We start from the raw sequence: 22,512 nt of genomic DNA, 5'->3' as shown, positions 1-22,512 counted from the left end.
CGGAGAATGAACCAGCAACTCGCGGGCTTTGCCCCGACGCCCGTGGTGGCCCGGATGGAGAACCACGGCCGCACGATGCTCAAGGTCGCGATGGCCTCGGGCCAGGACCTGTTCGCCCGTGCCGGCTCGATGGTCGCGTACGAGGGCTTCGTCCAGTACGAACCGAACCCGTCCGCGGTGCGGCAGGTCGCCGGCCAGTGGGTCACCGGCGAGGGCGCACCCATCATGAAGTGCTCCGGTGACGGGCTGCTCTATCTGGCCGACTACGGCGCGGACGTCGTGGTCGTCAACCTCGACAACGACTCGATCTCGGTCAACGGCACCAATCTGCTCGCCTTCGACGCGCATCTGCAGTGGGGCGTCGAGCGGGTCAAGGGCCTCGCCAAGTTCGCGGGCCAGGGGCTGTGGAACGTCACGGTCGCGGGCACCGGGTGGGTCGCGATCACCTCGCGCGGTACACCGATCGTCGTCGACTGCGGCCGCGGCGAGGACGAGACCTACGTCGACCCGGACGCCCTTGTCGCCTGGTCGCCGAACCTGAAGGTGAAGGGCAAGCGCAGCTTCAAGGCCTCCTCCCTCATCGGGCGGGGCAGCGGGGAGGCCTACCAGATGGCCTTCTCGGGCCAGGGCATCGTCGTCGTACAGCCGAGTGAGGACAGCACCGACCGACTGCGGGTCCGGGGCTGAGGGGGAGCGAGAACACCATGCAGAGCCCGCTTTTCAGCCATGCGGAACAGCAGTCCCAGGAGCGCTACGTCGTCCAGAACCCGCAGCTCCTGCGGGTCGCCCTCACCGGGCAGGAGGACGTCCTCGCCCGCAAGGGCGCGATGGTCGCCTACCAGGGACTGATCGACTTCGACGGCGAGTACCAGTCGAGGAACCAGCGCAACGCCCGTGCGCGCACCGGCGAGGGCCTCGACCTGATGCGCTGCTCGGGACAGGGCACGGTCTACTTCGCCAACCTCGCCCAGTACGTCCACGTGGTCGACGTCGATCAGGACGGCATCACGGTCGACAGCGCCTACGTACTGGCGCTGGACTCCACGCTGCACACGGAGGTCATAGCCGTGGACAGCCAGTACGGCATCTCCGGTTCCGGGAAGTACCAGCTCAACATCTCGGGGCGGGGCAAGGTCGCGCTGATGACCTCGGGACAGCCGCTCATGATGCAGGTGACCCCGGACAAGTACGTCAACGTGGACGCCGACGCGATCGTCGCCTGGTCGTCCTCGCTGCGGGTGCAGATGCAGGCGCAGACCCACTCCACCGGTGTCTGGCGGCGCCGGGGCAACACGGGGGAGGGCTGGGAGCTGAGCTTCCTCGGCCAGGGGTTCGCCCTCGTCCAGCCCAGTGAGGTCCTGCCGCCGCAGAACGCTCAGGTCGGCCAGGGTGCCCGGGCCCAGTTCGGTATGGGTCAGCACGGATCCCACGGCCAGAACCAGAACAACGTCTGGAGCTGAGCTGAGCTGAGCTGGGCGACCGGCCGGGGCGGTCCGCGAGGGCGACGGCCCCGGCCGGTCGACGCCGATCCGTCCGGTCCCGGTGCATCGGCGCGTGCGCGACCGGTACACCCCGTCCGCTCGGTCACGGTCCCGGCAGGCGACTCGCGCTGCCGAATCGACCGTGCGGGCCCACTGCGAGGTCGATCCGGCGTCCTGCGATCCCCTCCCCTCGGCCCGGGGGGCCGGGGAGGGACCCGAGCCCCGCGTGCCGCTCCTCGACGGGCGAACCCGGCCCGCCGCGGCACCGGCTAGAGCCGCGCGCGGGTCCGCTCCAGGAGGCGTACGACCGATGCGTCGGCGACGCCGGCCACCTCCTCGTAGCCGAACCACCGCAGATCGAGCGACTCGTCACTGATCGCCGGAGCCGCCTCGGGCGCCGCCAGCGCCGCGTACTGGACGTCCAGGTGCCAGTGGCACGGCGCCGGGATCGGGTGCCGGTCCAGCGTCACGGGACCGCCCGGCAGCAGGGTCAGCCCGGCGATGCCCGACTCCTCGGTCGCCTCGCGCAGCGCCGCGGCCGCGAGTGTGGCGTCCCCCGGCTCGCAGTGGCCGCCCATCTGCAGCCACCTGCCCAGCTTCCGGTGCAGGGTCAGCAGCACCCGCTCGTGCACCAGGTCCACGACCAGGGCGCTGGCCGTGAGATGCCCGGCGTCGCACGCCTTCCACATGCCGTCGGGATGGTTCGCCAGATGGTCCAGGTACGTCCGGCGCAGCTCGTCCGCTCCGTCGCCGTACTCCTTGAGCACCCGGACGGCGTCGTCGTACAGGCTCACTTGTCGGTGTCGTCCCCGTCCCGGCCCTCGGCCGCCTCGCCGAGCATCTTGTCGAGCTCCGAGAAGTCGAGCTGCTCACGGTGGACGAAGCCGTCCGGATCGTCGAGGTCCGTGGCCGTCGGCAGCATGTCCGGGTGCGCCCAGAGGCCGTCGCGGCCGTCCATGCCGCGGGCGTCGGTGAGCGAAGCCCACAGCCGGGAGGCGTCCCGCAGCCGGCGCGGACGCAGTTGGAGACCGATGAGCGTGGCGAACGTCTGCTCGGCGGGGCCGCCCGACGCACGGCGCCGGCGAAGGGTCTCTCGCAGGGCGTCCGCCGACGTCAGCCTGTTCTTGGCCGCGTCGTGCACCACGGCGTCCACCCAGCCCTCCACCAGGGCGAGCGCGGTCTCGAGACGGGCGAGCGCGGCCTTCTGCTCGGGGGTCTCCTCCGGCTGGAACATGCCCTGCTGGAGCGCCTCCTGCACCTGCTCGGGGTGCGCGGGGTCGAACTGCCCCACCACGTCCTCGAGCTTGGACGTGTCGACCTTGATCCCGCGGGCGTACCCCTCGACGGCGCCGAACAGGTGGGAGCGCAGCCATGGAACATGGGCGAAGAGCCGCTGGTGGGCGGCCTCGCGCAGTGCCAGGTACAGCCGGACCTCGTCCTTGGGGACGCCCAGGTCCCTGCCGAAGGCCTCGATGTTCAGCGGGAGGAGCGCGGCCTTCCCGGCCGGTCCCAGCGGCAGGCCGATGTCCGTCGAGCCCACGACCTCGCCCGCCAGCACGCCGATGGCCTGGCCGATCTGCTGGCCGAACATGGCGCCGCCCATGGAGCGCATCATGCCGATCAGCGGTCCCGCCATGGCCTGCATCTCCTCGGGCAGCACATCGCCCATGGCGACGCCGACGCGCTCGGCGACGGGGTCGACGAGCTGCTGCCACGCCGGAAGCGTCGCCTCGACCCACTCCGCGCGGCTCCACGCCACGGCGCTGCCCGCGCCGGAGGGCAGGGACGTCGCACCGTCGAGCCACAGATCGGCGAGGCGCACGGCCTCCTCGACCGCGGCGCGCTCGCCGGGGCCGACGCTGGAGTCCTTCGTGCCGTCCTGCGTGCCCTGGGAGACCGTCTGGCGGGCGATCTGCTTCGCCATGTCCCAGTTCACCGGACCGCCCTCGTAGCTCAGCATCTGGCCGAGCTGCTGGAAGGCCGCTCCGAGGTCGGTGGGGTTCAGCGAGCCGAACATCGCGGCGAACGGATTCTCCGCGCCGCCGCCCGGGCCGCCCGGGAACCCGAACCCGAAGGGGTTGGTCGGGCCGCCCTGGCCGCCGGAGCCCTGCCCACCTCCGGCGGGGTCCTTCTTCTTGCCCTCGTCGCCGTTCTCCGGCTCCTCCGGCGGAAGGCCGAATCCGAATGGGGTGTCACTCACGGGTTTCCTCGGCTCGTAGGGCCACCGGCTTCCTGCCGACGGCGAATGCCCGACTACACCACCAGCCTAAGCGGCGCCCGGCCGGCGGCGGAGGCGTCGACATGTGAAGCCGGACATGGGCTGGATGCTCCACTGGCTCATGGCCTGCGGCAGGATGGACGCCACCTCGTACGTACACGTCTGTCCGCGCACGTACTGAAGACAACCGCTGGAGACGCCCGGTGAGTTCCCCAGATCCGCAGGTTCGCGCTACGCGAAACCCCTCGACCCCGGTCACGGGGCGCGGCCCCGTGGTCGCGGTGACCGGCGCCGCCTCCGGCGTCGGTGACCTGCTGACCAGGCGCCTCGTCGCGTCGGACGACATCGGCCGGGTCATCGCGGTCGACGAGCGCCGGGGCGACGTGCCCGAGGCGCACTGGCACGTCCTGGACGTGCGCGACCCGGCGATCGCCGAGAAGTTCCGCGGCGCCGACGTCGTCGTGCACCTGGCGCTCGACCTGGACCTCGAGGCCGACGCGGCGGCGCGGACCGCGTACAACGTGCGCGGCACCCAGACCGTGCTCACCGCCGCCGCGGCCGCGGGTGTCCACAGGGTCGTGCTGTGCACCTCGGCGATGGTCTACGGGGCGCTGCCGGACAACGACGTCCCGCTCTCGGAGGACGCGGAGCTGCGTGCCACGGCGGAGGCCACGGGAGTGGGCGACCTCCTGGAGATCGAGCGCCTGGGCCGCCGCGCCCCGCGCGCGCACCCCGGCCTGAACGTCACGGTCGCCAGACCCGCCGTGCTGGTCGGCGGCACCGACACGGCGCTCACCCGCTACTTCGAGTCGCCGCGGCTCCTCGTGGTCGCGGGATCCCGCCCCACCTGGCAGTTCTGCCATGTCGATGACCTGGTGAGCGCGCTGGAGTACGCAGCCCTGGAGAAGGTCGACGGGGAGTTCGCGGTGGGCTGCGACGGGTGGCTGGAGCAGGAGGAGATCGAGGAGCTCAGTGGCATCCGGCGCATGGAGCTGCCGTCGGCGGTCGCCCTCGGGGCGGCCGCACGGCTGCACCGGATCGGCCTCACCCCCTCGCCGGCGGGCGACCTCGCGTACACGATGCACCCGTGGGTCGTCAGCGTCGGCAGGCTGCACGACGCCGGCTGGCGTCCCCGGTGGACCAACGAGGAGGTGCTCGCCGCGCTGCTGGAGGAGGTCCAGGGCCGGCACACCGTCGCGGGCCGCCGTCTCGGCCGCAAGGACGCCACCGCCGCGGCGGGCGCCGCGGGCGCCACCGTCGCCCTGCTGGGCACGGCGGCCCTCGTGCGCCGCGCCCGCAAGCGCCGGGGGCTGTAGCCAGGTGTATTGATCACAAGCGTCAGCAACGCTTGTGATCAATACACCTGGCCTCCGGCCGGTGAGGTCCGCGCCGGGCGTCCCGCCTACCGGGCCGGCCCCCTCCTGTAGGAGGCTCCAACCCCCGTCACCGCCCGCCGGTCGAAAGCGCTATTCCGCGTTGTCGGTGGTGTACGGCACGATGGCTGCATGGGACGCACGAACGATCACCCGGGGGAGCAGGCGGCGCAGGACCCGATCCGGCTGCTCGCGATCAGGGACACCCCGCTCTCCGTCGACGAGGTGTTCCGCGCCGTGGGCGATGCGGCCGCGGGCGGCACGGCGCTCTTCGTGGGCACCGTGCGCAACCACGACGGCGGCGCGGACGTCGACGCGCTGGGCTATTCGTGCCACCCCACCGCCGAGGCCGAGATGCGCCGTGTCGCGGAGAAGGTCGTCGCCGAGTACCCCGTCCGGGCCTTGGCGGCCGTCCACCGCGTGGGCGACCTGGAGATCGGGGACCTGGCCGTGGTCGTCGCCGTCTCCTGCCCGCACCGGGGGGAGGCGTTCGAGGCGTGCCGGAAGCTGATCGACGACCTCAAGCACGAGGTCCCGATCTGGAAGCACCAGCAGTTCTCGGACGGCACGCAGGAGTGGGTCGGCGCCTGACCGCGCCGTTCCGCGGCCCCGGGCCCGATTTGCGTAACCGCCCCCCTGGCACGAGCGTTGAAGCGGCAAACGGTTAATCTGCTGATCGGTCAGCTGTACGAGCAGTCGTTCCAGCTCATGGGGTAGGGAGGTCGTGATGGCGGCACTCGCCTGGTTGCTGATTCCGCTTTTCGCTGCCATCGGCGCGGCGATATGGGGAAGCTGGGCATCGAGGAACCGGACCACCGGCGATGTCGCGGAACTCGCCGGCTACGCACGGTTCCGGGACGCGATGGAGAGGACCCGTTCCGGGACGGACGCCGTCTGACGCCGCCGACCTCGGGAGGCCCTGCGGGCCGCCCCGTCGAGAGTCCGCGGCGAGCCCCGTACGGACCGGCCCGACGGGTGCACTGACGGACCAGTCCCGTACTGTCGTTCCATGCCACGCCGCACAGCGACGATGCTCGCCTCCACTCTCGTCCTCATCGTGCTGCTCTGCGTGGGCGTGCTCATGACCCCGCCCTACTCGGAGATGACACCCGGGCCCACCGTGAACACCCTCGGTGACTCCGGTGGCGAGCCGGTCCTGCAGATCTCCGGCCGCAAGACCCATCCGACCTCCGGGCACCTCAACATGACGACGGTCAGGGTCACGGGCGCGGACTACCGGATGAACCTGGCCGAGGTCGTGTACGGCTGGCTGGCCCATGACAACGTCGTGGTGCCGCACGAGACGCTCTACCCGGACGGCAAGACCGAGGAGCAGTCGAACCAGGAGAACGCGGAGGAGTTCAGCCAGTCCCAGGAGAGCGCCAAGGTCGCTGCCCTGCGCGAGCTGGGGATCCCGGTGAAGTCCCGTGTCGTCGTCTCCTCGATCCGCAAGGACAGCCCGGCGCAGGGCACGCTGCACGCGGGCGATGTGATCAAGGCCGTCGACGGAACGCCGGTGAAGAAGCCGGACGACGTCTCGAAGGCCGTCGTCCAACACGAGCCCGGCGACAAGGTGACCTTCACGATCGTCCCTGCCAAGGAGGCGGCCGCGGCCGAGAAGGCCGGCAAGGAGCCGACGGGCTCCCAGGACGTGCAGGTCGGAACGGTGCGTTCGAAGCAGGCCAAGCGCACGATCGTGGGCATCACGGCCGGTACGGACCACACCTTCCCGTTCGCCATCGACATCAAGCTGGCCGACGTGGGCGGTCCGAGCGCCGGGCTGATGTTCGCTCTCGGCATCGTCGACAAGCTCACCCCGGCCGACCTCACGGGGGGCAAGTTCATCGCCGGCACCGGCACGATCGACGACCAGGGTGTGGTCGGCCCCATCGGCGGAATCGAGATGAAGCTCGTCGGTGCGCGGAACGCGGGTGCGGAGTACTTCCTGACGCCCAGCGACAACTGCGCCGCCGCTGCCTCGGACATCCCCGAGGGGCTGACCCTGGTCAGGGTGAAGACCATCGACGACGCGACGAAGTCCCTGGAGAAGATCCGAAGCGGCAGGACCGCCGATCTGCCCGGTTGCTCCAAGAGCTGACAAGGGCCGCCGGACTGCGCCGGACACGGGTCCCGCGGACCGGGCTACGCGCGCACGGAACGGACAGGGCTGCCAGGGGGCGTGCCGCGACCGCGGCACGCCCCTCCGCGCCGCTACGCCTCGAACGTGGCCGAGAGGGCGTCCGCCAGCCCCGGTACCAGGTCCGCACCGGTCAGCACCTCGGTCGCGGAGTCCTTCTCCCGCAGCCGCAGTGCCGACTCGCGGGCGCCGTCCCGCAGCACCGCAACGGTCATCCGGACCTCCTGGCGGTCCGGATGCGCGGCCACCCACTCGGCCAGGCCCGCCTCGTCGAGGCCCTCGGGGACGGAGGTCTCCGCAGACGGCGGCAGCATCAGCCGCTCCACGGTGAGTGCGCATCCCGCCACCGCGTCGGGCCAGGCGATCGTTCCGAGGAACTCGTCGAGCGGGGTTCCGGAGGGGATCTCGTCCTGCTCGACCGGGGTCAGCGGAGCAGCCGCGTCCCCGTCGTCGAGGCCGAGCTGGGCGGCGAGACCCGGCTCCTGGGTGCGCAGCTGTGCGGTGTCGACGAGGGCGAAGAGCCGGGCCGGCTGGTCCCAGCCGAGGCCGGACGCGTACTCGTCGATTTCGAGCACCGCGCGGGTCAGCGGGCTCGCGGCCATCGGGGGGCCGCCGGGGGAAACGTTGGACATGCGCAATATCCTGCCTCCTTCGGCCCCGGAGTCGGGAACTAGGTAAAGCCTCAGTAAGTTGCATGAGTGGGCTCTACGATCGCGTGGGCCTGCCACAGAGGTGCCGGACGCATGGGACGGCACCCGGACAACGTATTACACGACCGCGAACTTCGAGGGGCGCACGTTGGCTTTCCAGATGCCGGACCGCGGCGGAGGCCCGACCGGGCCACGGATCAGAGTGGGCCGGCCGTCCCGGCGCGTACGGACGCTGCTGATGACGCTCGGCGTGCTGGCCGTGCTCGCCATGGCCTTTGTCATGTTCGCCGGGTTCTGGACCGACTGGCTCTGGTACCGCTCGGTGAAGTACTCGTCGGTGTTCACCACGACCCTCTGGACCAAGATCGGTCTGTTCGCGGTCTTCGGCCTGCTGATGGCCGCCGCGGTCGGGTTGAACATCTGGCTGGCACACCGGCTGAGGCCGCCGCTGAGCGCGATGTCGCTCGAGCAGCAGAGCCTCGACCGGTACCGGATGGGCATCGCCCCGTACAAGAAGTGGGTGCTCCTCGGGATCACCGCGCTCGTCGGGCTGATCGCCGGAGCATCCGCGTCCTCCCAGTGGCGCACGTGGCTGATGTGGGTCAACGGCGTGCCGTTCGGCACGAAGGACCCCCAGTTCGGGATGGACGTGGCGTTCTACGCCTTCGACCTCCCCTGGTACCGGTTCCTGCTGGGCTTCGGCTTCGCCGCGGCCGTGCTCTCCCTGATCGCCGCGGTCCTCACCCACTACCTCTACGGCGGGCTGCGCGTCACCAGCCCCGGGGCGCGTGCCACCGCGGCGGCCACCGGCCATCTGTCGGTGCTGCTCGGCATCTTCGTCGCGCTCAAGGCCGTCGCGTACTGGCTGGACCGTTACGGCCTGGCCGTGAAGTCCAGCGACTTCAAGGCCGCGGGCAACTGGACGGGCCTGCGGTACGTGGACGCGAACGCGTATCTGCCCGCGAAGACGATCCTGTTCTGCATCGCGGTCATCTGCGCCGTGCTCTTCTTCGCCACGCTGTGGCGGCGCACCTGGCAGCTGCCGGTGATCGGCTTCGGGCTGATGGTGCTCTCGGCCATCCTCATCGGCGGCCTGTACCCGGCCATCGTGCAGAAGTTCCAGGTGCAGCCGAACGAGCAGGCCAAGGAATCCCCGTACATCAAGAAGAACATCGATGCCACGCGCGAGGCGTACGGCATCGACGCGGCGAAGTCCGAGAACTACGGGGGCAGGGGCGACCCGAAGCGGAAGGCCGAGCAGCGCGAGCAGGCCGCCACGGCCGCCAGCTACCGGCTCGTCGACTCGAACATCGTCTCGCCCGCCTTCCAGCAGCTCCAGCAGGAGCGCAAGTACTACCAGTTCCCCGCGACGCTCGACGTGGACCGGTACACCGGCCCCGACGGCAAGCCGCAGGACACGGTCATCGGTCTGCGCGAGCTCAACATCAAGGGCATCCCCAAGCGCAACTGGATCAACGACCACTTCACCTACACCCACGGCTACGGCGCGATCGCGGCCAAGGGCACGAACACGATCACCGACGAGGACCAGGGCACGGTCGGCGCCCCGGACTTCATCGAGTCCGGCCTGCCCACCAAGGGCCAGCTCGGCACCTACGAGCAGCGGGTCTACTACGGCGAGAAGACCGAGCAGTACTCGATCGTCGGGGGCCCGCAGAAGGAGCTGGACTACGAGAAGAACGGTGAGGTGACGACCAGCTTCAAGGGCAAGAGCGGGGTCGACCTCTCCGGAGGCTTCAACCGGGCCGCGTACGCGGTGGCGTTCAGCGAGCCGCAGATCCTCTACTCCGGGGCGATCGGCGACGGTTCGCGGATCCTCTACAACCGCACGCCCAAGGAGCGCGTCGAGGCGGTGGCCCCGTGGCTCACCATCGACGGGGACGCCTATCCGGCGGTGGTCGACGGCCGTATCAAGTGGATCGTCGACGCCTACACCACGACGAACGGGTACCCCTACGCATCGCGCACGACGCTCGGGGACACCACGGCCGACTCGCTGACCGACAGCCAGCGTGCCGTCGTCGCGCAGCAGAACCAGGTGAACTACATCCGGAACTCGGTGAAGGCCACCGTGGACGCGTACGACGGCACGGTCGACCTGTACCAGTGGGACACCAAGGACCCGGTCCTGAAGACCTGGATGAAGGCATTCCCGGACACGGTCAAGCCGAAGGGCGAGATCGAGCCGGACCTGCTGGCCCACCTCCGGTACCCGCAGGACATGTTCAAGGTCCAGCGCGAGCTGCTCACGCGGTACCACGTGACCGACCCCGAGCAGTTCTACACCGGCAGTGACGCCTGGCAGGTGCCGAGCGACCCGACGCAGAAGGACGGCAGCGCGGTCCCGCCGTACTACCTGAGCCTGAAGATGCCGGGCGAGCAGGAGCAGAAGTTCTCGCTGACGACGACGTTCACACCCAGCGGACGGCCCAACCTGGGCGCGTTCATGGCCGTCGACGCCGACGCGAACAGCAAGGGGTACGGCTCGATCAGACTGCTGAGGGTGACCTCGACCGTGCAGGGACCCTCGCAGGTGCAGAGCGAGCTCAACAGTGTTCCGGAGGTCGCGACGTTCGTCCGTGACCTGCGGGGCACCGACTCGGAGATCGACTACGGCAACCTGCTCACGGTTCCGCTGGACGGCGGTTTCCTGTACGTCGAGCCGGTGTACGCCCGAGGCGGCGCCGCCAACTACCCGCTGCTGAAGAAGGTGGCGGTGTCCTACGGCGGCAAGCCGGTCTTCAAGGACAGCCTGGCGGAGGCGCTGAACGCGGTGTTCGGGGTGGAGGGCGCCGAGCCGCCGCCCACGACGCAGCCGCCGACGGAGCCGGGTGACACCACGCCCCAGCCGCCGGCGACGGGCAGTGCGGCGCTGAAGCAGGCCATCGCGGACGCCCAGAAGGCGTACGAGGCGGGCCAGGAGGCGCTCAAGAAGAACGACTGGACGGCGTACGGCAAGGCCCAGGCGGATCTGCAGGCGGCGCTCGAGCGGGCGGCCGCGGCACAGTCGGGGGCCCCCGGCGCACCGTCGGGTAAACCCGGAGGCTGACCGAACGGGTGGTTCACCCGACAGGCTCCACCCCGCACCGTGGTACGGTAGGTGCACAACGACGCGGGGTGGAGCAGCTCGGTAGCTCGCTGGGCTCATAACCCAGAGGTCGCAGGTTCAAATCCTGTCCCCGCTACTGAGATCGAGGGCCCGGATCCATCAGGATCCGGGCCCTCGGCGTGTGTCAAGGGCGGTTGTTCCCGAAGTGTGTCCCGTTTGGGGCGAGTTGAGTCCGGCGTCCTGAGGCGATGCGTGTTTGACTTGTCTCTCTGTGGGCATGTCGACAAAACGCTGAAGTGACCTCACTGGCTGCGGTATACCAGGTGTACGCGGGTTGCGGGTGGTGCGACGATGGAATTTATGGGGGACGGGACAACGCTGTTGGAATCGGGGCGGTTTGTGCACGAGCACGCCGCCACCGCGGTGGCCGCGGTGGGCGCGGCCGATGCGATGGCGATCGACGCCGTCGACCCGCTCGAGTCCCTGGCCCCCGTTGAACCCCTGCCCGTGACGGACGCCGAGGCGGAGGCCCGGCACCGTCGCGCCGCCGAGGCAGGGGACGTGGCGTCCATGAGCGTCCTCGGGGCGATGCTCCTGCGCAGGGGCGACCTTGACGGGGCGGAGCCGCAGCTGCGCGCGGCCACCGCCGAGGGCGACCGCGCCGCCGCGAACAACCTGGGTGTGCTGCTGCACCAGCGCGGCTACGCCGACGAGGCGGCGGGCTGGTGGCGGATCGCGGCGGTCGCCGGTTCCGCTGCAGCGGCGCACGCGCTCGGCCGGCACTTCCGGGAGCGGGGCGACGAGCCGGCCGCCGAGTACTGGCTGCGCCAGTCCGCCGAACAGGGGCACGCCCTCGGCGCCTACGCCCTGGCCGATCTGCTGGAGCACCGCGGCGAGCGGGGCGCCGAGCGCTGGCTGCGCGCTGCCGCCGAGCAGGGGCACCGTGAGGCCGCCTACCGGCTGGCGCGGGTGCTGGAGCGCCGGTCCCCGGGCGGAGCCGCTGCCGGGGACCGCCGCCCCGCCACCGCGGCGGCCGTCAAGGGCAAGGGCGGCCCCGTCGAGGCGGCCGAGGACCCCGGCGCGGCCGACCGCACGGGCGCGGCCCAGGACGCGCGGAAGGCGAAGGGCGCGCACCGGCCCAAGGACGCGAACAGGTCCAAGCACTCGGGGGCGGGCAGCCGCGCCGCCGAGGCGGCCCCCGTGCCCGCCGCCCGCACCGCCGGGCCTTCCGCGGCGACCGCACCGGCGGTGCCGTCCGGTACCACCGAGGGTGCCGCAGCCGGTGCGCCCGGGCGTCCGGACGAGGCGGAGCAGTGGTACCGGCAGGCGGCAGCCAGAGGGCACCGCCGGGCCGCGCTGCACCTCGGCGGCATTCTGGAGCGCCGGGGCGAGCTGAAGGAGGCCGCGCGCTGGTACCTCACCTCCGCCAAGGACGGGGAGCCGCGTGCCGCCTGCGCGCTGGGATTCCTGCTGAAGGACGCCGGGGACGAGGAGAGCGCCGCCGTGTGGTGGCTGCGGGCCGCCCAGGACGGCGATGGCAACGCTGCCAACGCGCTGGGTGCTCTGCACGCTGCACGCGGTGAGCAGCAGTCGGCCGAGCGCTGGTACCGCGCCGCGATGGACGCGGGTGACGTGAACGGGGCGTACAACCTCGGTCTGCTGTGCGCGGCCCAGGGCCGCACCGGCCAGGCGGAGCAGTGGTACCGCCGCGCCGCCTACGCCGGGCACCGCGAGGCCGCCAACGCGCTCGCCGTCCTGCTGCTGCAGGCCGGGGACCCGGTGGGTGCCGAGCCCTGGTTCTCCAAGGCCGCGGAGGCGGGCAGCGTGGACGCCGCGTTCAACCTCGGCATCCTGTACGCCGGCCGGGACGAGGACCGTACGGCGCTGCGCTGGTACGAGCGGGCTGCCGCTGCCGGGCACACCGAGGCGGCCCTGCAGGTCGGGATGGCCTGTCTGCGCGACGGCGACGAGCAGTCGGCCGAGCGCCATCTGCGTTGTGCCGCGGGCAGTGGAAGCGCCGAGGCGGCGTTCCGGCTCGCGACGCTGCTCGACGCGCGCCAGCCGCCGCCCGGCGCGCCCGCGCTCGGTGAGCCCCTGGGCGAGAAGACCGAGTGCGAGGAGTGGTACGAACGAGCCGCCGAGCAGGGGCACCGCCGGGCGCAGGTGCGCATCGGCATGCTCGCCGCGGCCCGTGGCGATGCGACCGAGGCCGTCCGCTGGTACCGGGAGGCGGCGGAGGCCGGCAGCCGCAATGGCGCGTTCAACCTGGGGCTGCTGCTCGCCCGTGAGGGCAACGAGCGCGAGGCCGCCCTGTGGTGGGCCCGCGCCGCACGAGCGGGGCACGGGCGCGCCGCGCTCCGGCTCGCCCTGCTGGCCGCGCGCCGGGGTGAGCTCGCCGAGGGGCAACGCTGGTGTGCCCGCGCGGTGGAGCTGGGCCCCGGTGAGGTCGCCGACCGGGCGGCTGCGCTGCGTGAGGCGCTGCACCAGGAGCTCACGGCCTGAGGGAGGGTGTGCCACCGCGTTCACCAGCCCGAACGGCTGAACGGCTATGGATTTGCTCTGGTCCGCGGGGTGACGTACTGTTGGGTTCACCGACGCGGGGTGGAGCAGCTCGGTAGCTCGCTGGGCTCATAACCCAGAGGTCGCAGGTTCAAATCCTGTCCCCGCTACTGAAGGCCGATGGCCCGGATCCGATGGATCCGGGCCATCGGTGTTCTCCGGTGGTCTTCTTAGCAGGGCGGCGGGCCGTCGGCCCGCCGCGGTGGAGCGGCGGCCCCCGGACGTCCGGCGGCGCCGGGCGGCCGCAGAAGAGGGCCCGGAGAGCCCGAAGGCGCAGAGGAAACGGGCGGATCGTGGCCGACCCGCCCGTGCAACGGCTGCGGGGACCGCCCCGCGTGACCGACCCGGGGGTCAGTGCGTCCGAGTGCTCGCGCAGTTCGGGCAGATGCCCCGGTACGTGACCTCCACGTCCGAGATCGTGAAGCCGAAGCGCTCCGAGTCGGGCAGGTCCGAGAGCGGATTGCCGCCGGGGTGCACGTCGCGGATCGCACCGCAGCTCGCGCACACCAGGTGCTGGTGCGGACGGTGGGCGTTCGGGTCGTACCGCTTGGCGCGGTGGTCCGTGGCCACTTCCAGGACCTCGCCGAGTGAGACGAGCTCACCCAGTGTGTTGTACACCGTGGCCCGGGAGATCTCCGGCAGCCGCTCGACGGCGCGTGCGTGCACCTCGTCGGCGGTCAGGTGGACGTGCTCACCGTCGAGGACCTCGGCCACGACGCGCCGCTGCGCGGTCATACGCCAGCCGCGTCCGCGCAGTCGTTCCAACAGGTCGCTCATGTGTATCAGCCTAACAGTCCGGGGAGCTGATCCCGAATCGATGTGAGTTTGGATGCCTGCTTGATTTAGACAGAGTCCATTGTAGGATGAGGAACATCGTTGGCCAAGGACAGGACTGGCCGGGAATGACGCAGTTTTCGCAGGAGGCGTACGTGACGCAGGGACCGCTCACCACGGAGGCCGGCGCGCCGGTAGCCGACAACCAGAACAGCGAGACCGCGGGCGCCGGCGGGCCGGTCCTGGTGCAGGACCAGCTGCTGCTCGAGAAGCTCGCGCACTTCAACCGCGAGCGCATCCCGGAGCGGGTGGTCCACGCCCGGGGGGCCGGTGCCTACGGCACGTTCACGGTGACCGCGGACGTCACCCGCTACACCCGGGCGAAGTTCCTCTCCGAGGTCGGCAAGCGGACCGAGACGTTCCTGCGCTTCTCCACCGTGGCGGGCAACCTCGGCGCGGCGGACGCGGTGCGCGACCCCCGCGGCTTCGCGCTGAAGTTCTACACCGAGGAGGGCAACTACGACCTCGTCGGCAACAACACCCCGGTGTTCTTCATCAGGGACGCCATCAAGTTCCCCGACTTCATCCACACGCAGAAGCGCGATCCGTACACGGGCAGCCAGGAGGCGGACAACGTCTGGGACTTCTGGGGCCTGTCGCCCGAGTCGACCCACCAGGTGACCTGGCTGTTCGGTGACCGCGGGATCCCCGCCTCCTACCGGCACATGAACGGCTACGGCTCGCACACCTACCAGTGGAGCAACGAGGCCGGCGAGGTCTTCTGGGTCAAGTACCACTTCAAGACCGACCAGGGCATCAGGAACCTCACCCAGGCCGAGGCGAACCGGCTGGCGGGGGAGGACCCGGACAGCCACCAGCGCGACCTGCGCGAGGCCATCGAGCGCGGTGACTTCCCGTCGTGGACGGTGCAGGTCCAGATCATGCCCGCGGCCGACGCGGCGGCGTACCGTTTCAACCCCTTCGACCTCACCAAGGTGTGGCCGCACGACGACTACCCGCCGATCGAGATCGGCCGGCTGGAACTCAACCGCAATCCGGAGAACGTCTTCGCCGAGGTCGAGCAGTCCGTCTTCTCGCCGGCTCACTTCGTGCCGGGCATCGGCCCGTCCCCGGACAAGATGCTCCAGGGCCGCCTCTTCGCGTACGGCGACGCCCACCGCTACCGCGTCGGCATCAACGCCGACCACCTGCCGGTGAACCGTCCGCGCGCCACCGAGGCGCGCACCAACTCCCGTGACGGCTTCCTCTACGACGGCCGCCACAAGGGCGCCAAGAACTACGAGCCGAACAGCTTCGGCGGCCCCTTCCAGACGGACCGGCCGCTGTGGGAGCCGGTCCCGGTCTCGGGGGGCACCGGCAACCACGAGGCCCCGTCCCACTCCGAGGACGACGACTTCGTCCAGGCCGGCAACCTCTACCGGCTGATGTCCGAGGACGAGCGGGGCCGCCTGGTCGAGAACCTGGCGGGGTCCATCGCCAAGGTCTCCCGGGACGACATCGCCGAGCGGGCGATCGGCAACTTCCGTCGGGCCGACGGAGACTTCGGCAAGCGGCTGGAGGCCGCGGTCCAGGCCCTGCGCGGCTGACGAAACCCAGCGCTGGATCGCTTGCCGTAGGAGAGGGGGCCGGACCTGCCCCAGGGGAGGTCCGGCCCCCTCGTGTGTCCGCGGTCAGCCGGCGAGGGTCGTCGCCTCGGTCCGCTGTCGGGCCGGTGCCCAGCAGCGGATGATGTCCCGCACGGAGACGATGCCGACGGGTCCGGCGGCGTCGAGCACTATCAGATGGCGAAAGCCGCCGTGGGTCATGGCGTCCGCAGCCTCGTCGAGGGTCCACGAGGGGGCGGCGAAGACGACGTCGGTGGTGGTGTGGGCGGCGGCGGACTCGTGGTCGGGGTCCTGGCCCGCGCCGAGCGAGTTGAGGATGTCGCGTTCGGTGAGGATGCCGAGGCCGCTGGTGTCGGGGTCGAGGACGACGGCCGCCCCGACGCGTCGTGCGGCCATCAGTCGAGCGGCCTGCCTGAGGGTGTGTGCGGGGCCGATGGTGAGGACCACCGTGCTCATGGCGTCACGGACGAGCATGGACGGAGCCACCTCCTTGATGAATCCTTCAACGAGAAGGGATTCACAAATTCACAAATAGGGGGACTCTCAGAGTCGCAGTGATTCGGCAGGGCAACAAGAGGGGGCACGGCGCCCGCGGGGGGAGCGCGAGGGTTGCGCTGGCCGGTAACGGCTGATGGTGGTCCCGGGCTCAGCCCCGGTCGAGGTACTCCAGGAGCTCCTCGTGCAGAAGGCCGTTGGAGGCGGCCGCGTTTCCACTGTGAGGACCGTGCACCCCGTCGAGACCGGTGAACGTGCCGCCGGCCTCCTGTACGACGATCGCCGTCGCCGCCATGTCCCAGAGGGAGAGCTCCGGCTCCGCGCAGATGTCCACCGAACCTTCGGCGACCATCATGTACGGCCAGAAATCGCCGTACCCGCGGGTCCGCCAGACCGCGCGGGTCAGCTCGAGGAAGCCGGTGAGCCGCCCTCGCTCCTCCCAGCCGCCGAGCGAGGAGTACGCGAACGACGCGTCGGACAGCTGTGCGACCTTCGAGACGTGCAGCCGCGTCGCGGAGGACAGGCTCCGCCCGGTGTAAGCCCCCGCGCCCTTCGCCGCCCACCAGCGGCGCCCCAGTGCCGGGGCCGAGACCACACCCACGACCGGCTGGTAGCCGCCTTCCCCGGCCTCCATCAGGGAGATCAGCGTCGCCCACACGGGAACTCCGCGGACGTAGTTCTTGGTGCCGTCGATCGGGTCGACGACCCAGCGCCGGGGGCCGGTGCCCTCGAGGCCGAACTCCTCGCCGAGGATCGCGTCGCGCGGCCTGGCGCGCTGGAGCTGGTGGCGGACCAGCTCCTCGGCCGCCTTGTCGGCCTCGCTCACCGGGGTCATGTCCGGCTTGGTCTCGACCTTGAGGTCGAGTGCCCTGAACCGGTCCATGGTCGCCGCGTCGGCGGCGTCCGCGAGAACATGGGCGAGGCGCAGATCATCGTGGTAGTCGGCCATGTCCGCACTCTATCCCCGGGCCGTCGCCGCCCGTCCGGCCCGTCCGGAGGGCGCCGCGGTGCCCTTGACAGCGGGTGCCCGGGCGTCAACTCTGAGCGAAGAGCCGCGGGGCCCGGAGGCGTCCCGCCCGGGAGGCCCACGATGCCCACAGCGCGCGAGGCACTGCTGAACGCCGCTCTCACCGCTCTCGAGCGCCGACCCTGGTCCGCCGTCCGCATGGTCGACGTCGCCTCGGCGGCGAGCGTCTCCCGGCAGACGCTCTACAACGAGTTCGGCAGCAAGGACGGCCTCGCCCGGGCGTTGGTGCGGCGCGAGGCCGACACATACCTCAAGGGTGCGGACCGGGTGCTCGCGGAGCGGGCCGGGGACGCGGAGCAACTGGTCCGCCTGGCCGAGTGGACGGTGGCGGAGGCCGGCTCCCGCCCCCTGCTGCGCGCCCTGCTCACCGGCTCCTGGCACGAGCGGCTCCCCGCACCGAGGCCCGCGGCCCGGCACGGGGGTTCGGGCGTCCCCGCCCAGCGGCGCGCGGACGCCGGTCACCCCGCCCCCGGCGAACTGGTCGCCGCGGTACGCGACCGCTCGCTCGCCGCGCTGGTGCCGGGCACCGGCCGTCGGACGGGCGAGGGGGAGGTGGAGGCCGCGGAGCGCTGCGAGCTGGCGGTGCGGCTGGCGCTCTCCTGTGTGGTCGCCGGCCCCGCCGATGGCGTGGGGCGGCTGGTCCGTGCGGCTCTCAGTGGGCCGGGCTGGAGAGCTGCAGACCGATGACGCCGGCGATCACCAGCCCGATCGAGACGATCTTCAGTGTCGAGGCGACCTCGCCGAGGAAGATCATTCCGTAGATCGCCGTGCCCGAGGCCCCGATCCCCGTCCACACCGCGTAGGCCGGGCCCACGTCGAGTTTGCGCAGGGAGAGCGTCAGCAGTCCGAAGCTGCTCATCGCGAAGACCGCGAACGCGATGGTCGGCCAGAGCCGGGTGAAGCCGTGGGACAGCTTCAGGCAGATCGCGAACCCCGTCTCCAGGAATCCGGCGACGATCACGAGCAGCCACGCCATGGTCAGTGCCTCCAGCGTCCCCAGTCCCGCACCCAGTGACTGCTTCGTCTCACTTGGTGCGATTATGCACTTGCCGGTCGAGGCTGCCCGCAAACGTGCCCGGTTCAGTCGCCTTCGCGTCGCTCCCGCGTCGCCAGCAGCCGCCTGAGGGAGTACAGGCGCGCGGGATCGGCGTGTCCCTCGCCCACCCACGCGTCCAGGGCGCAGTCCGGCTCGTCGTGCGAACACGCGCGCGGACAGTTCTCCGTGCCGGGCTCCAGGTCGGGGAAGGCGTGGATGACCCGGGACGGGTCGACGTGGTGCAGCCCGAAGGACCGTACGCCCGGAGTGTCGATCACCCAGCCGCCGGCGGCCGCCAGCGGCAGGGCCAGGGCGGACGTGGTGGTGTGCCGGCCGCGGCCGGTGACGGCGTTGACGTGCCCGGTCGTGCGGCGCTTCCCTTCCGGCACCAGCGCGTTGACCAGTGTGGTCTTGCCGACGCCTGAGTGGCCGACGAACGCGGTGATCCGGCCGTCGAGGTGTTCGCGCACCACCTTCGCCGCCTCGCCGGCGTACAGCTCGTCGCGCGAGGTCACGACGTACGGGATGTCCAGCGCGCCGTACAGGTCCAGCAGCGTGGACGCCGGGGCCAGGTCCGACTTCGTCAGCACCAGCAGCGGCTCCAGGCCGCCGTCGTAGGCGGCGACCAGGCAGCGGTCGATCAGCCGGGGGCGGGGCTCGGGATCGGCGAGGGCCGTCACGATCGCCAGCTGGTCGGCGTTGGCGACGACCACCCGCTCGTACGGATCGTCGTCGTCGGCGGTGCGCCGCAGCACGGAGGCTCGCTCCTCGATGCGCACGATGCGGGCGAGGGTGTCCTTGCGGCCGGACAGATCGCCGACCAGACCCACCCGGTCGCCGACGACGGCGGCCTTGCGGCCCAGTTCCCGGGCCTTCATCGCCATGACCGTGCGGTCGTCCACGAGGCAGGTGAGCCGGCCCCGGTCCACGGTCAGGACCATGCCCTCTGCCGCGTCCTCGTGCTTCGGGCGGATGCTCGTACGGGGGCGGTTGCCCTTGCGGTTGGGGCGGACCCGGACGTCGTCCTCGTCGGTGTGCTTGCCGTAGCGGCGCATGTCGTGCCGTCCCGTTCAGTTCCCGGCGAGCATGTCGGTCCACATCCTCGGGAAGTCGGGGAGGGTCTTGGCGGTCGTCGCCACGTTCTCGATCTCCACGCCCTCGACGGCCAGACCGATGACCGAACCGGCGGTGGCCATCCGGTGGTCGTCGTAGGTGTGGAACACCCCGCCGTGCAGCGGCCGCGGCCGGATGTGCAGCCCGTCCTCCGTCTCCGTGACGTCGCCGCCGAGCTCGTTGATCTCCTTGGTCAGGGCCGCGAGGCGGTCCGTCTCGTGGAGTCGCAGATGCGCGACACCGCGCAGGGTGGAGGGGGAGTCGGCCAGCGCGGCCACCGCGGCGATGCCCGGGGTCAGCTCGCCGACCTCGCCCAGGTCGACGTCGATGCCGTGGATCCGGCCGGAGCCGGTGAAGGTCAGCCCGGCTCCGGTCAGCTCGCAGGAGCCGCCCATTTCGGTGAAGATCTGCCGCAGGGCGTCCCCGGGCTGGGTGGTGCGCTCGGGCCAGTCGGGGACGGTCACCCGGCCGCCAGTGACCAGTGCCGCCGCCAGGAACGGCTGGGCGTTGGACAGATCAGGCTCCACGGTCAGGTCCCGGCCCAGCAGCGCGCCGCTGCGGACCCGCCAGACGTTCGGCTCGCCCCCGGTCTCCGGCTCGTCCACCTGCGCGCCCACCGTGCGGAGCATGTCGACGGTCATCCGGATGTGCGGCATGGACGGCAGCCGCGAGCCGACGTGCCGGACCTCCACGCCCTGGTTGAAGCGGGGCGCCGAGAGCAGCAGGGCGGAGACGAACTGGGAGGACGAGGAGGCGTCGATCTCCACCGTGCCGCCGTCCAGCGCCCCGCCGCCGTGCACGGTCATCGGGAGCGCGCCGCGGCCGTCGTCGTCGATCCGGGCGCCCAGGAGGCGCAGGGCGTCGATCACTCCGCCGAGCGGACGCTCGTACGAGCGGGGGTCGCCGTCGAAGCGGATGGGGCCGTCGGCGAGCGCCGCGACCGGCGGCAGGAAGCGCATCACCGTCCCGGCGTTGCCGACGTCGACCGTCGCGGGGCCGTGCAGCCCGGCCGGGATGATCCGCCAGGCCTCGCCGCTGTCGGGGCCGCCGGTCGCGGTGGAGCTGGAGGAGACCTGCTCCTCGATGCCGACACCCATGGCGCGCAGCGCCTCCGCCATCAGCAGGGTGTCGCGCGACCGCAGGGGGCGGCGCAGCCAGCCCGGCTCGGCGGCCAGGGCGGCGAGAACCAGCGCACGGTTCGTGACCGACTTCGATCCGGGAACGGTGACTGTCGCATCGACGGGCCCACTGGCGTGGGGGGCGGTCCAGAGGACGGTCTGCACGGGGCTCTCGGTCATGGCCCTCACTTTAGTGGGCCCACGGAGCGCCGGGCGTTCGCCGACCGGTCACCGGGCATCCCGATCGGTCACAGACCGAGCAGCCAGCGACCGCCGCCGATCAGGGAGCATAGCGATACGGCATGGAAGAGGAACAGCCACATGGCGGGCGGGACGTGCGTCAGCCTGGCGAGCTGGTCGGCGTCCGAGTCCGGCGCGCCCCCGTGCCGGCGCTTCGCCTGGAGCTCGAAGGCCGGGCGGACCCCGCCGAGCAGCAGGAACCACACGGCCGCGTAGGCGAACGCCGCCTGCACCTCCGGTTCGGTCAGCCAGGACACCAGCAGGAACGCCGCGCCCGTGAGGATCACGGTGAGCGCGCCGTACGCGTTGCGGATCATCACCAGCATCGCGATCAGCAGCGCCGTGGCCACCCACAGCAGGAGCGTGACGCGGTGAGCGGCGAGCAGCCAGGCGCCGCCGAGGCCGAGCAGCGGCGGCGCGGTGTAGCCCGCGGCCGCCGTGAGGATCATGCCAAGGCCGGTCGGCCTGCCGCGGCTGACCGTCAGCCCGCTGGTGTCCGAGTGGAGCCGGATGCCTTCCAGCCGCCGCCCGGTGACCAGGGCGATCAGGCCGTGGCCGCCCTCGTGGGCGATGGTGATCGCGTTGCGGGACAGTCGCCAGGCGGTGTGCGGGACGACCGCCAGCAGGGCGAGCGCGGCCGTGCCTATGACCAGCCAGCGGTCGGGGGACGGCTGGGTGCCGAAGATTTCGGGTGTGACCATTTCCGGGGTGGCTCCTCGGGAGACTCGGGGTCGTGGCAGTGTGGCACTCATGTGCGGACGTTATGCAGCGAGTCGCAGGCCCGAGGACCTCACCGGACTCTTCCGGATCGAGAAGTGGGAGCCGTCGGAGGCCCTGGCACCCGACTGGAACGTGGCCCCCACGAAAGAGGTCTACGCGGTTCTCGAACGTCCTCTGAAGGACGCCGACGACCGCCGTCCGGTTCGTCAGCTGCGCAAACTCAGGTGGGGACTCGTCCCGTCCTTCGCCAAGAACCCCGAGGGCGCGGCCCGGATGATCAACGCCCGGGCCGAGACCGTCCACGAGAAGCCCTCGTTCCGCCGGCCCTTCGCCGCCCGGCGCTGCATCCTGCCCGCGGACGGCTACTACGAGTGGGTCACCGGCACCGAGGAGCGGGAGCTGGAGGTGAAGGGGGGGAAGAAGCGGCCGCGCAAGCAGCCCTACTTCGTCACTCCGGCCGACGGCTCCGTCTTCGCGATGGCGGGGCTGTACGAGTTCTGGCGCGACCGGACGCTGCCGGACGACCACCCCCAGTCCTGGTGGGTGACCTGCTCGGTGATCACCACGGAGGCGGAGAGCGGGCCGCTCGGGGTCGCGCCGGCCGAGGGCCCGCGCTCGCTGTCCGACATCCACCCGCGGATGCCGCTGATGCTCACCGAGGACCGCTGGGACGCCTGGCTGGACCCGGCCCGCACCGATCCGGACGAGCTGCGCGAACTGCTGGCGCCGCCGCCCACGGGGCTGATGCGCGCCTACCCCGTGGGCGTGGCCGTCTCCAACGTCCGCAACAACGGGCCGGAGCTGCTGGAGGAGCTGGAGGCCCCCGAGGTCGGCACGCTCTTCTGATCCTTACGGCGCTTCCCGGTCCCGCGGTGT

General features: G+C 71.4%; 21 protein-coding genes and 2 tRNA genes. 13 read left to right on the top strand and 10 right to left on the bottom strand.

The window, feature by feature from the left end:
• Window positions 1–6: 6 nt before the first annotated feature.
• Complete coding sequence (locus AB0J10_RS29350; protein WP_363065695.1) at window positions 7–687, top strand: AIM24 family protein; 681 nt, start codon at window positions 7–9, stop codon at window positions 685–687.
• 17 nt (window positions 688–704) lie between these two features.
• Entirely contained in the window at window positions 705–1,460 is a 756-nt protein-coding gene (locus tag AB0J10_RS29345; protein ID WP_363065693.1) for an AIM24 family protein, read from the top strand.
• 290 nt (window positions 1,461–1,750) lie between these two features.
• Here AB0J10_RS29345 and AB0J10_RS29340 read toward each other — a convergent pair whose 3' ends face one another.
• Together AB0J10_RS29340 and AB0J10_RS29335 are read right to left on the bottom strand one after the other, a co-directional pair.
• Window positions 1,751–2,275, bottom strand: coding sequence for an NUDIX hydrolase (locus tag AB0J10_RS29340; protein WP_363065691.1), 525 nt, complete (start codon window positions 2,273–2,275; stop codon window positions 1,751–1,753).
• The gene (locus AB0J10_RS29335; protein ID WP_363065689.1) at window positions 2,272–3,681 is read right to left on the bottom strand and encodes a zinc-dependent metalloprotease; all 1,410 of its coding nucleotides are present in this window, start codon (window positions 3,679–3,681) and stop codon (window positions 2,272–2,274) included. Before AB0J10_RS29335 ends, AB0J10_RS29340 begins: the two co-directional genes overlap by 4 nt.
• 221 nt (window positions 3,682–3,902) lie before the next feature.
• Here AB0J10_RS29335 and AB0J10_RS29330 point away from each other — a divergent pair, with 221 nt between their 5' ends.
• The 4 genes from AB0J10_RS29330 to AB0J10_RS29315 all read left to right on the top strand — a co-directional run bounded on the left by AB0J10_RS29330 (window position 3,903) and on the right by AB0J10_RS29315 (window position 7,170).
• Complete coding sequence (locus tag AB0J10_RS29330; protein ID WP_363065687.1) at window positions 3,903–5,015, top strand: SDR family oxidoreductase; 1,113 nt, start codon at window positions 3,903–3,905, stop codon at window positions 5,013–5,015.
• A gap of 189 nt (window positions 5,016–5,204) precedes the next feature.
• Complete coding sequence (locus AB0J10_RS29325) at window positions 5,205–5,663, top strand: molybdenum cofactor biosynthesis protein MoaE (protein ID WP_363065685.1); 459 nt, start codon at window positions 5,205–5,207, stop codon at window positions 5,661–5,663.
• A 136-nt stretch (window positions 5,664–5,799) separates the two neighbouring features.
• Window positions 5,800–5,970, top strand: coding sequence for a hypothetical protein (locus AB0J10_RS29320; RefSeq protein WP_363065683.1), 171 nt, complete (start codon window positions 5,800–5,802; stop codon window positions 5,968–5,970).
• A gap of 111 nt (window positions 5,971–6,081) precedes the next feature.
• Entirely contained in the window at window positions 6,082–7,170 is a 1,089-nt protein-coding gene (locus AB0J10_RS29315; protein WP_363065681.1) for a PDZ domain-containing protein, read from the top strand.
• 113 nt (window positions 7,171–7,283) lie between these two features.
• Here the strand turns inward: AB0J10_RS29315 and AB0J10_RS29310 are convergent, their stop codons facing one another.
• On the bottom strand, window positions 7,284–7,841 hold the full coding sequence (locus tag AB0J10_RS29310) for a PPA1309 family protein (protein ID WP_363065679.1): 558 nt from the start codon (window positions 7,839–7,841) through the stop codon (window positions 7,284–7,286).
• Window positions 7,842–8,019: 178 nt separating this feature from the next.
• Here AB0J10_RS29310 and AB0J10_RS29305 point away from each other — a divergent pair, with 178 nt between their 5' ends.
• From AB0J10_RS29305 to AB0J10_RS29290, 4 genes are all read left to right on the top strand, one after another.
• Complete coding sequence (locus tag AB0J10_RS29305; RefSeq protein ID WP_363065734.1) at window positions 8,020–10,929, top strand: UPF0182 family protein; 2,910 nt, start codon at window positions 8,020–8,022, stop codon at window positions 10,927–10,929.
• Window positions 10,930–10,991: 62 nt separating this feature from the next.
• A tRNA-Met gene (locus AB0J10_RS29300) sits at window positions 10,992–11,065 on the top strand.
• A gap of 215 nt (window positions 11,066–11,280) precedes the next feature.
• Window positions 11,281–13,431: a tetratricopeptide repeat protein gene (locus AB0J10_RS29295; RefSeq protein ID WP_363065677.1), complete on the top strand. Its 2,151-nt coding sequence runs from the start codon at window positions 11,281–11,283 to the stop codon at window positions 13,429–13,431.
• 93 nt (window positions 13,432–13,524) lie between these two features.
• A tRNA-Met gene (locus AB0J10_RS29290) sits at window positions 13,525–13,598 on the top strand.
• 241 nt (window positions 13,599–13,839) lie between these two features.
• On the opposite strand, the gene AB0J10_RS29285 is transcribed toward AB0J10_RS29290, so the two are convergent.
• Window positions 13,840–14,265, bottom strand: coding sequence for a Fur family transcriptional regulator (locus AB0J10_RS29285; RefSeq protein WP_363065675.1), 426 nt, complete (start codon window positions 14,263–14,265; stop codon window positions 13,840–13,842).
• Window positions 14,266–14,390: 125 nt separating this feature from the next.
• Here AB0J10_RS29285 and AB0J10_RS29280 point away from each other — a divergent pair, with 125 nt between their 5' ends.
• A complete protein-coding gene (locus tag AB0J10_RS29280; RefSeq protein WP_363065673.1) occupies window positions 14,391–15,869 on the top strand; it encodes a catalase in 1,479 nt (492 codons plus the stop codon).
• An 84-nt stretch (window positions 15,870–15,953) separates the two neighbouring features.
• Here AB0J10_RS29280 and AB0J10_RS29275 read toward each other — a convergent pair whose 3' ends face one another.
• Together AB0J10_RS29275 and hisN are read right to left on the bottom strand one after the other, a co-directional pair.
• Window positions 15,954–16,361, bottom strand: coding sequence for a CBS domain-containing protein (locus AB0J10_RS29275; RefSeq protein WP_363065671.1), 408 nt, complete (start codon window positions 16,359–16,361; stop codon window positions 15,954–15,956).
• Window positions 16,362–16,533: 172 nt separating this feature from the next.
• Complete coding sequence (gene hisN, locus AB0J10_RS29270) at window positions 16,534–17,331, bottom strand: histidinol-phosphatase (protein ID WP_363065669.1); 798 nt, start codon at window positions 17,329–17,331, stop codon at window positions 16,534–16,536.
• Window positions 17,332–17,472: 141 nt separating this feature from the next.
• Between hisN and AB0J10_RS29265 the strand changes: the two genes are divergently transcribed.
• On the top strand, window positions 17,473–18,096 hold the full coding sequence (locus AB0J10_RS29265) for a TetR/AcrR family transcriptional regulator (RefSeq protein ID WP_363065667.1): 624 nt from the start codon (window positions 17,473–17,475) through the stop codon (window positions 18,094–18,096).
• On the opposite strand, the gene AB0J10_RS29260 is transcribed toward AB0J10_RS29265, so the two are convergent.
• From AB0J10_RS29260 to AB0J10_RS29245, 4 genes are all read right to left on the bottom strand, one after another.
• Complete coding sequence (locus AB0J10_RS29260; protein ID WP_363065665.1) at window positions 18,062–18,385, bottom strand: multidrug efflux SMR transporter; 324 nt, start codon at window positions 18,383–18,385, stop codon at window positions 18,062–18,064. The genes AB0J10_RS29265 and AB0J10_RS29260 overlap by 35 nt on opposite strands.
• A 104-nt stretch (window positions 18,386–18,489) precedes the next feature.
• Window positions 18,490–19,500 carry a ribosome small subunit-dependent GTPase A gene (gene rsgA / locus AB0J10_RS29255; protein WP_363065663.1) on the bottom strand — a complete coding sequence of 337 codons (1,011 nt, stop codon included), beginning with the start codon at window positions 19,498–19,500 and terminating at the stop codon, window positions 18,490–18,492.
• Window positions 19,501–19,515: 15 nt separating this feature from the next.
• Window positions 19,516–20,856: a 3-phosphoshikimate 1-carboxyvinyltransferase gene (aroA, locus tag AB0J10_RS29250; RefSeq protein ID WP_363065661.1), complete on the bottom strand. Its 1,341-nt coding sequence runs from the start codon at window positions 20,854–20,856 to the stop codon at window positions 19,516–19,518.
• A gap of 68 nt (window positions 20,857–20,924) precedes the next feature.
• Window positions 20,925–21,617 carry a M50 family metallopeptidase gene (locus tag AB0J10_RS29245; protein ID WP_363065659.1) on the bottom strand — a complete coding sequence of 231 codons (693 nt, stop codon included), beginning with the start codon at window positions 21,615–21,617 and terminating at the stop codon, window positions 20,925–20,927.
• A 49-nt stretch (window positions 21,618–21,666) separates the two neighbouring features.
• Between AB0J10_RS29245 and AB0J10_RS29240 the strand changes: the two genes are divergently transcribed.
• Window positions 21,667–22,482, top strand: coding sequence for an SOS response-associated peptidase (locus AB0J10_RS29240; protein WP_363065657.1), 816 nt, complete (start codon window positions 21,667–21,669; stop codon window positions 22,480–22,482).
• Window positions 22,483–22,512 lie beyond the last annotated feature (30 nt).

It is taken from the genome of Streptomyces sp. NPDC049887, assembly GCF_040656535.1.
Taxonomy (GTDB): Bacteria; Actinomycetota; Actinomycetes; order Streptomycetales; family Streptomycetaceae; genus Streptomyces.
Note: the sequence above shows the minus strand (reverse complement) of the source record. Positions and strands in the feature narration are given on the sequence as shown.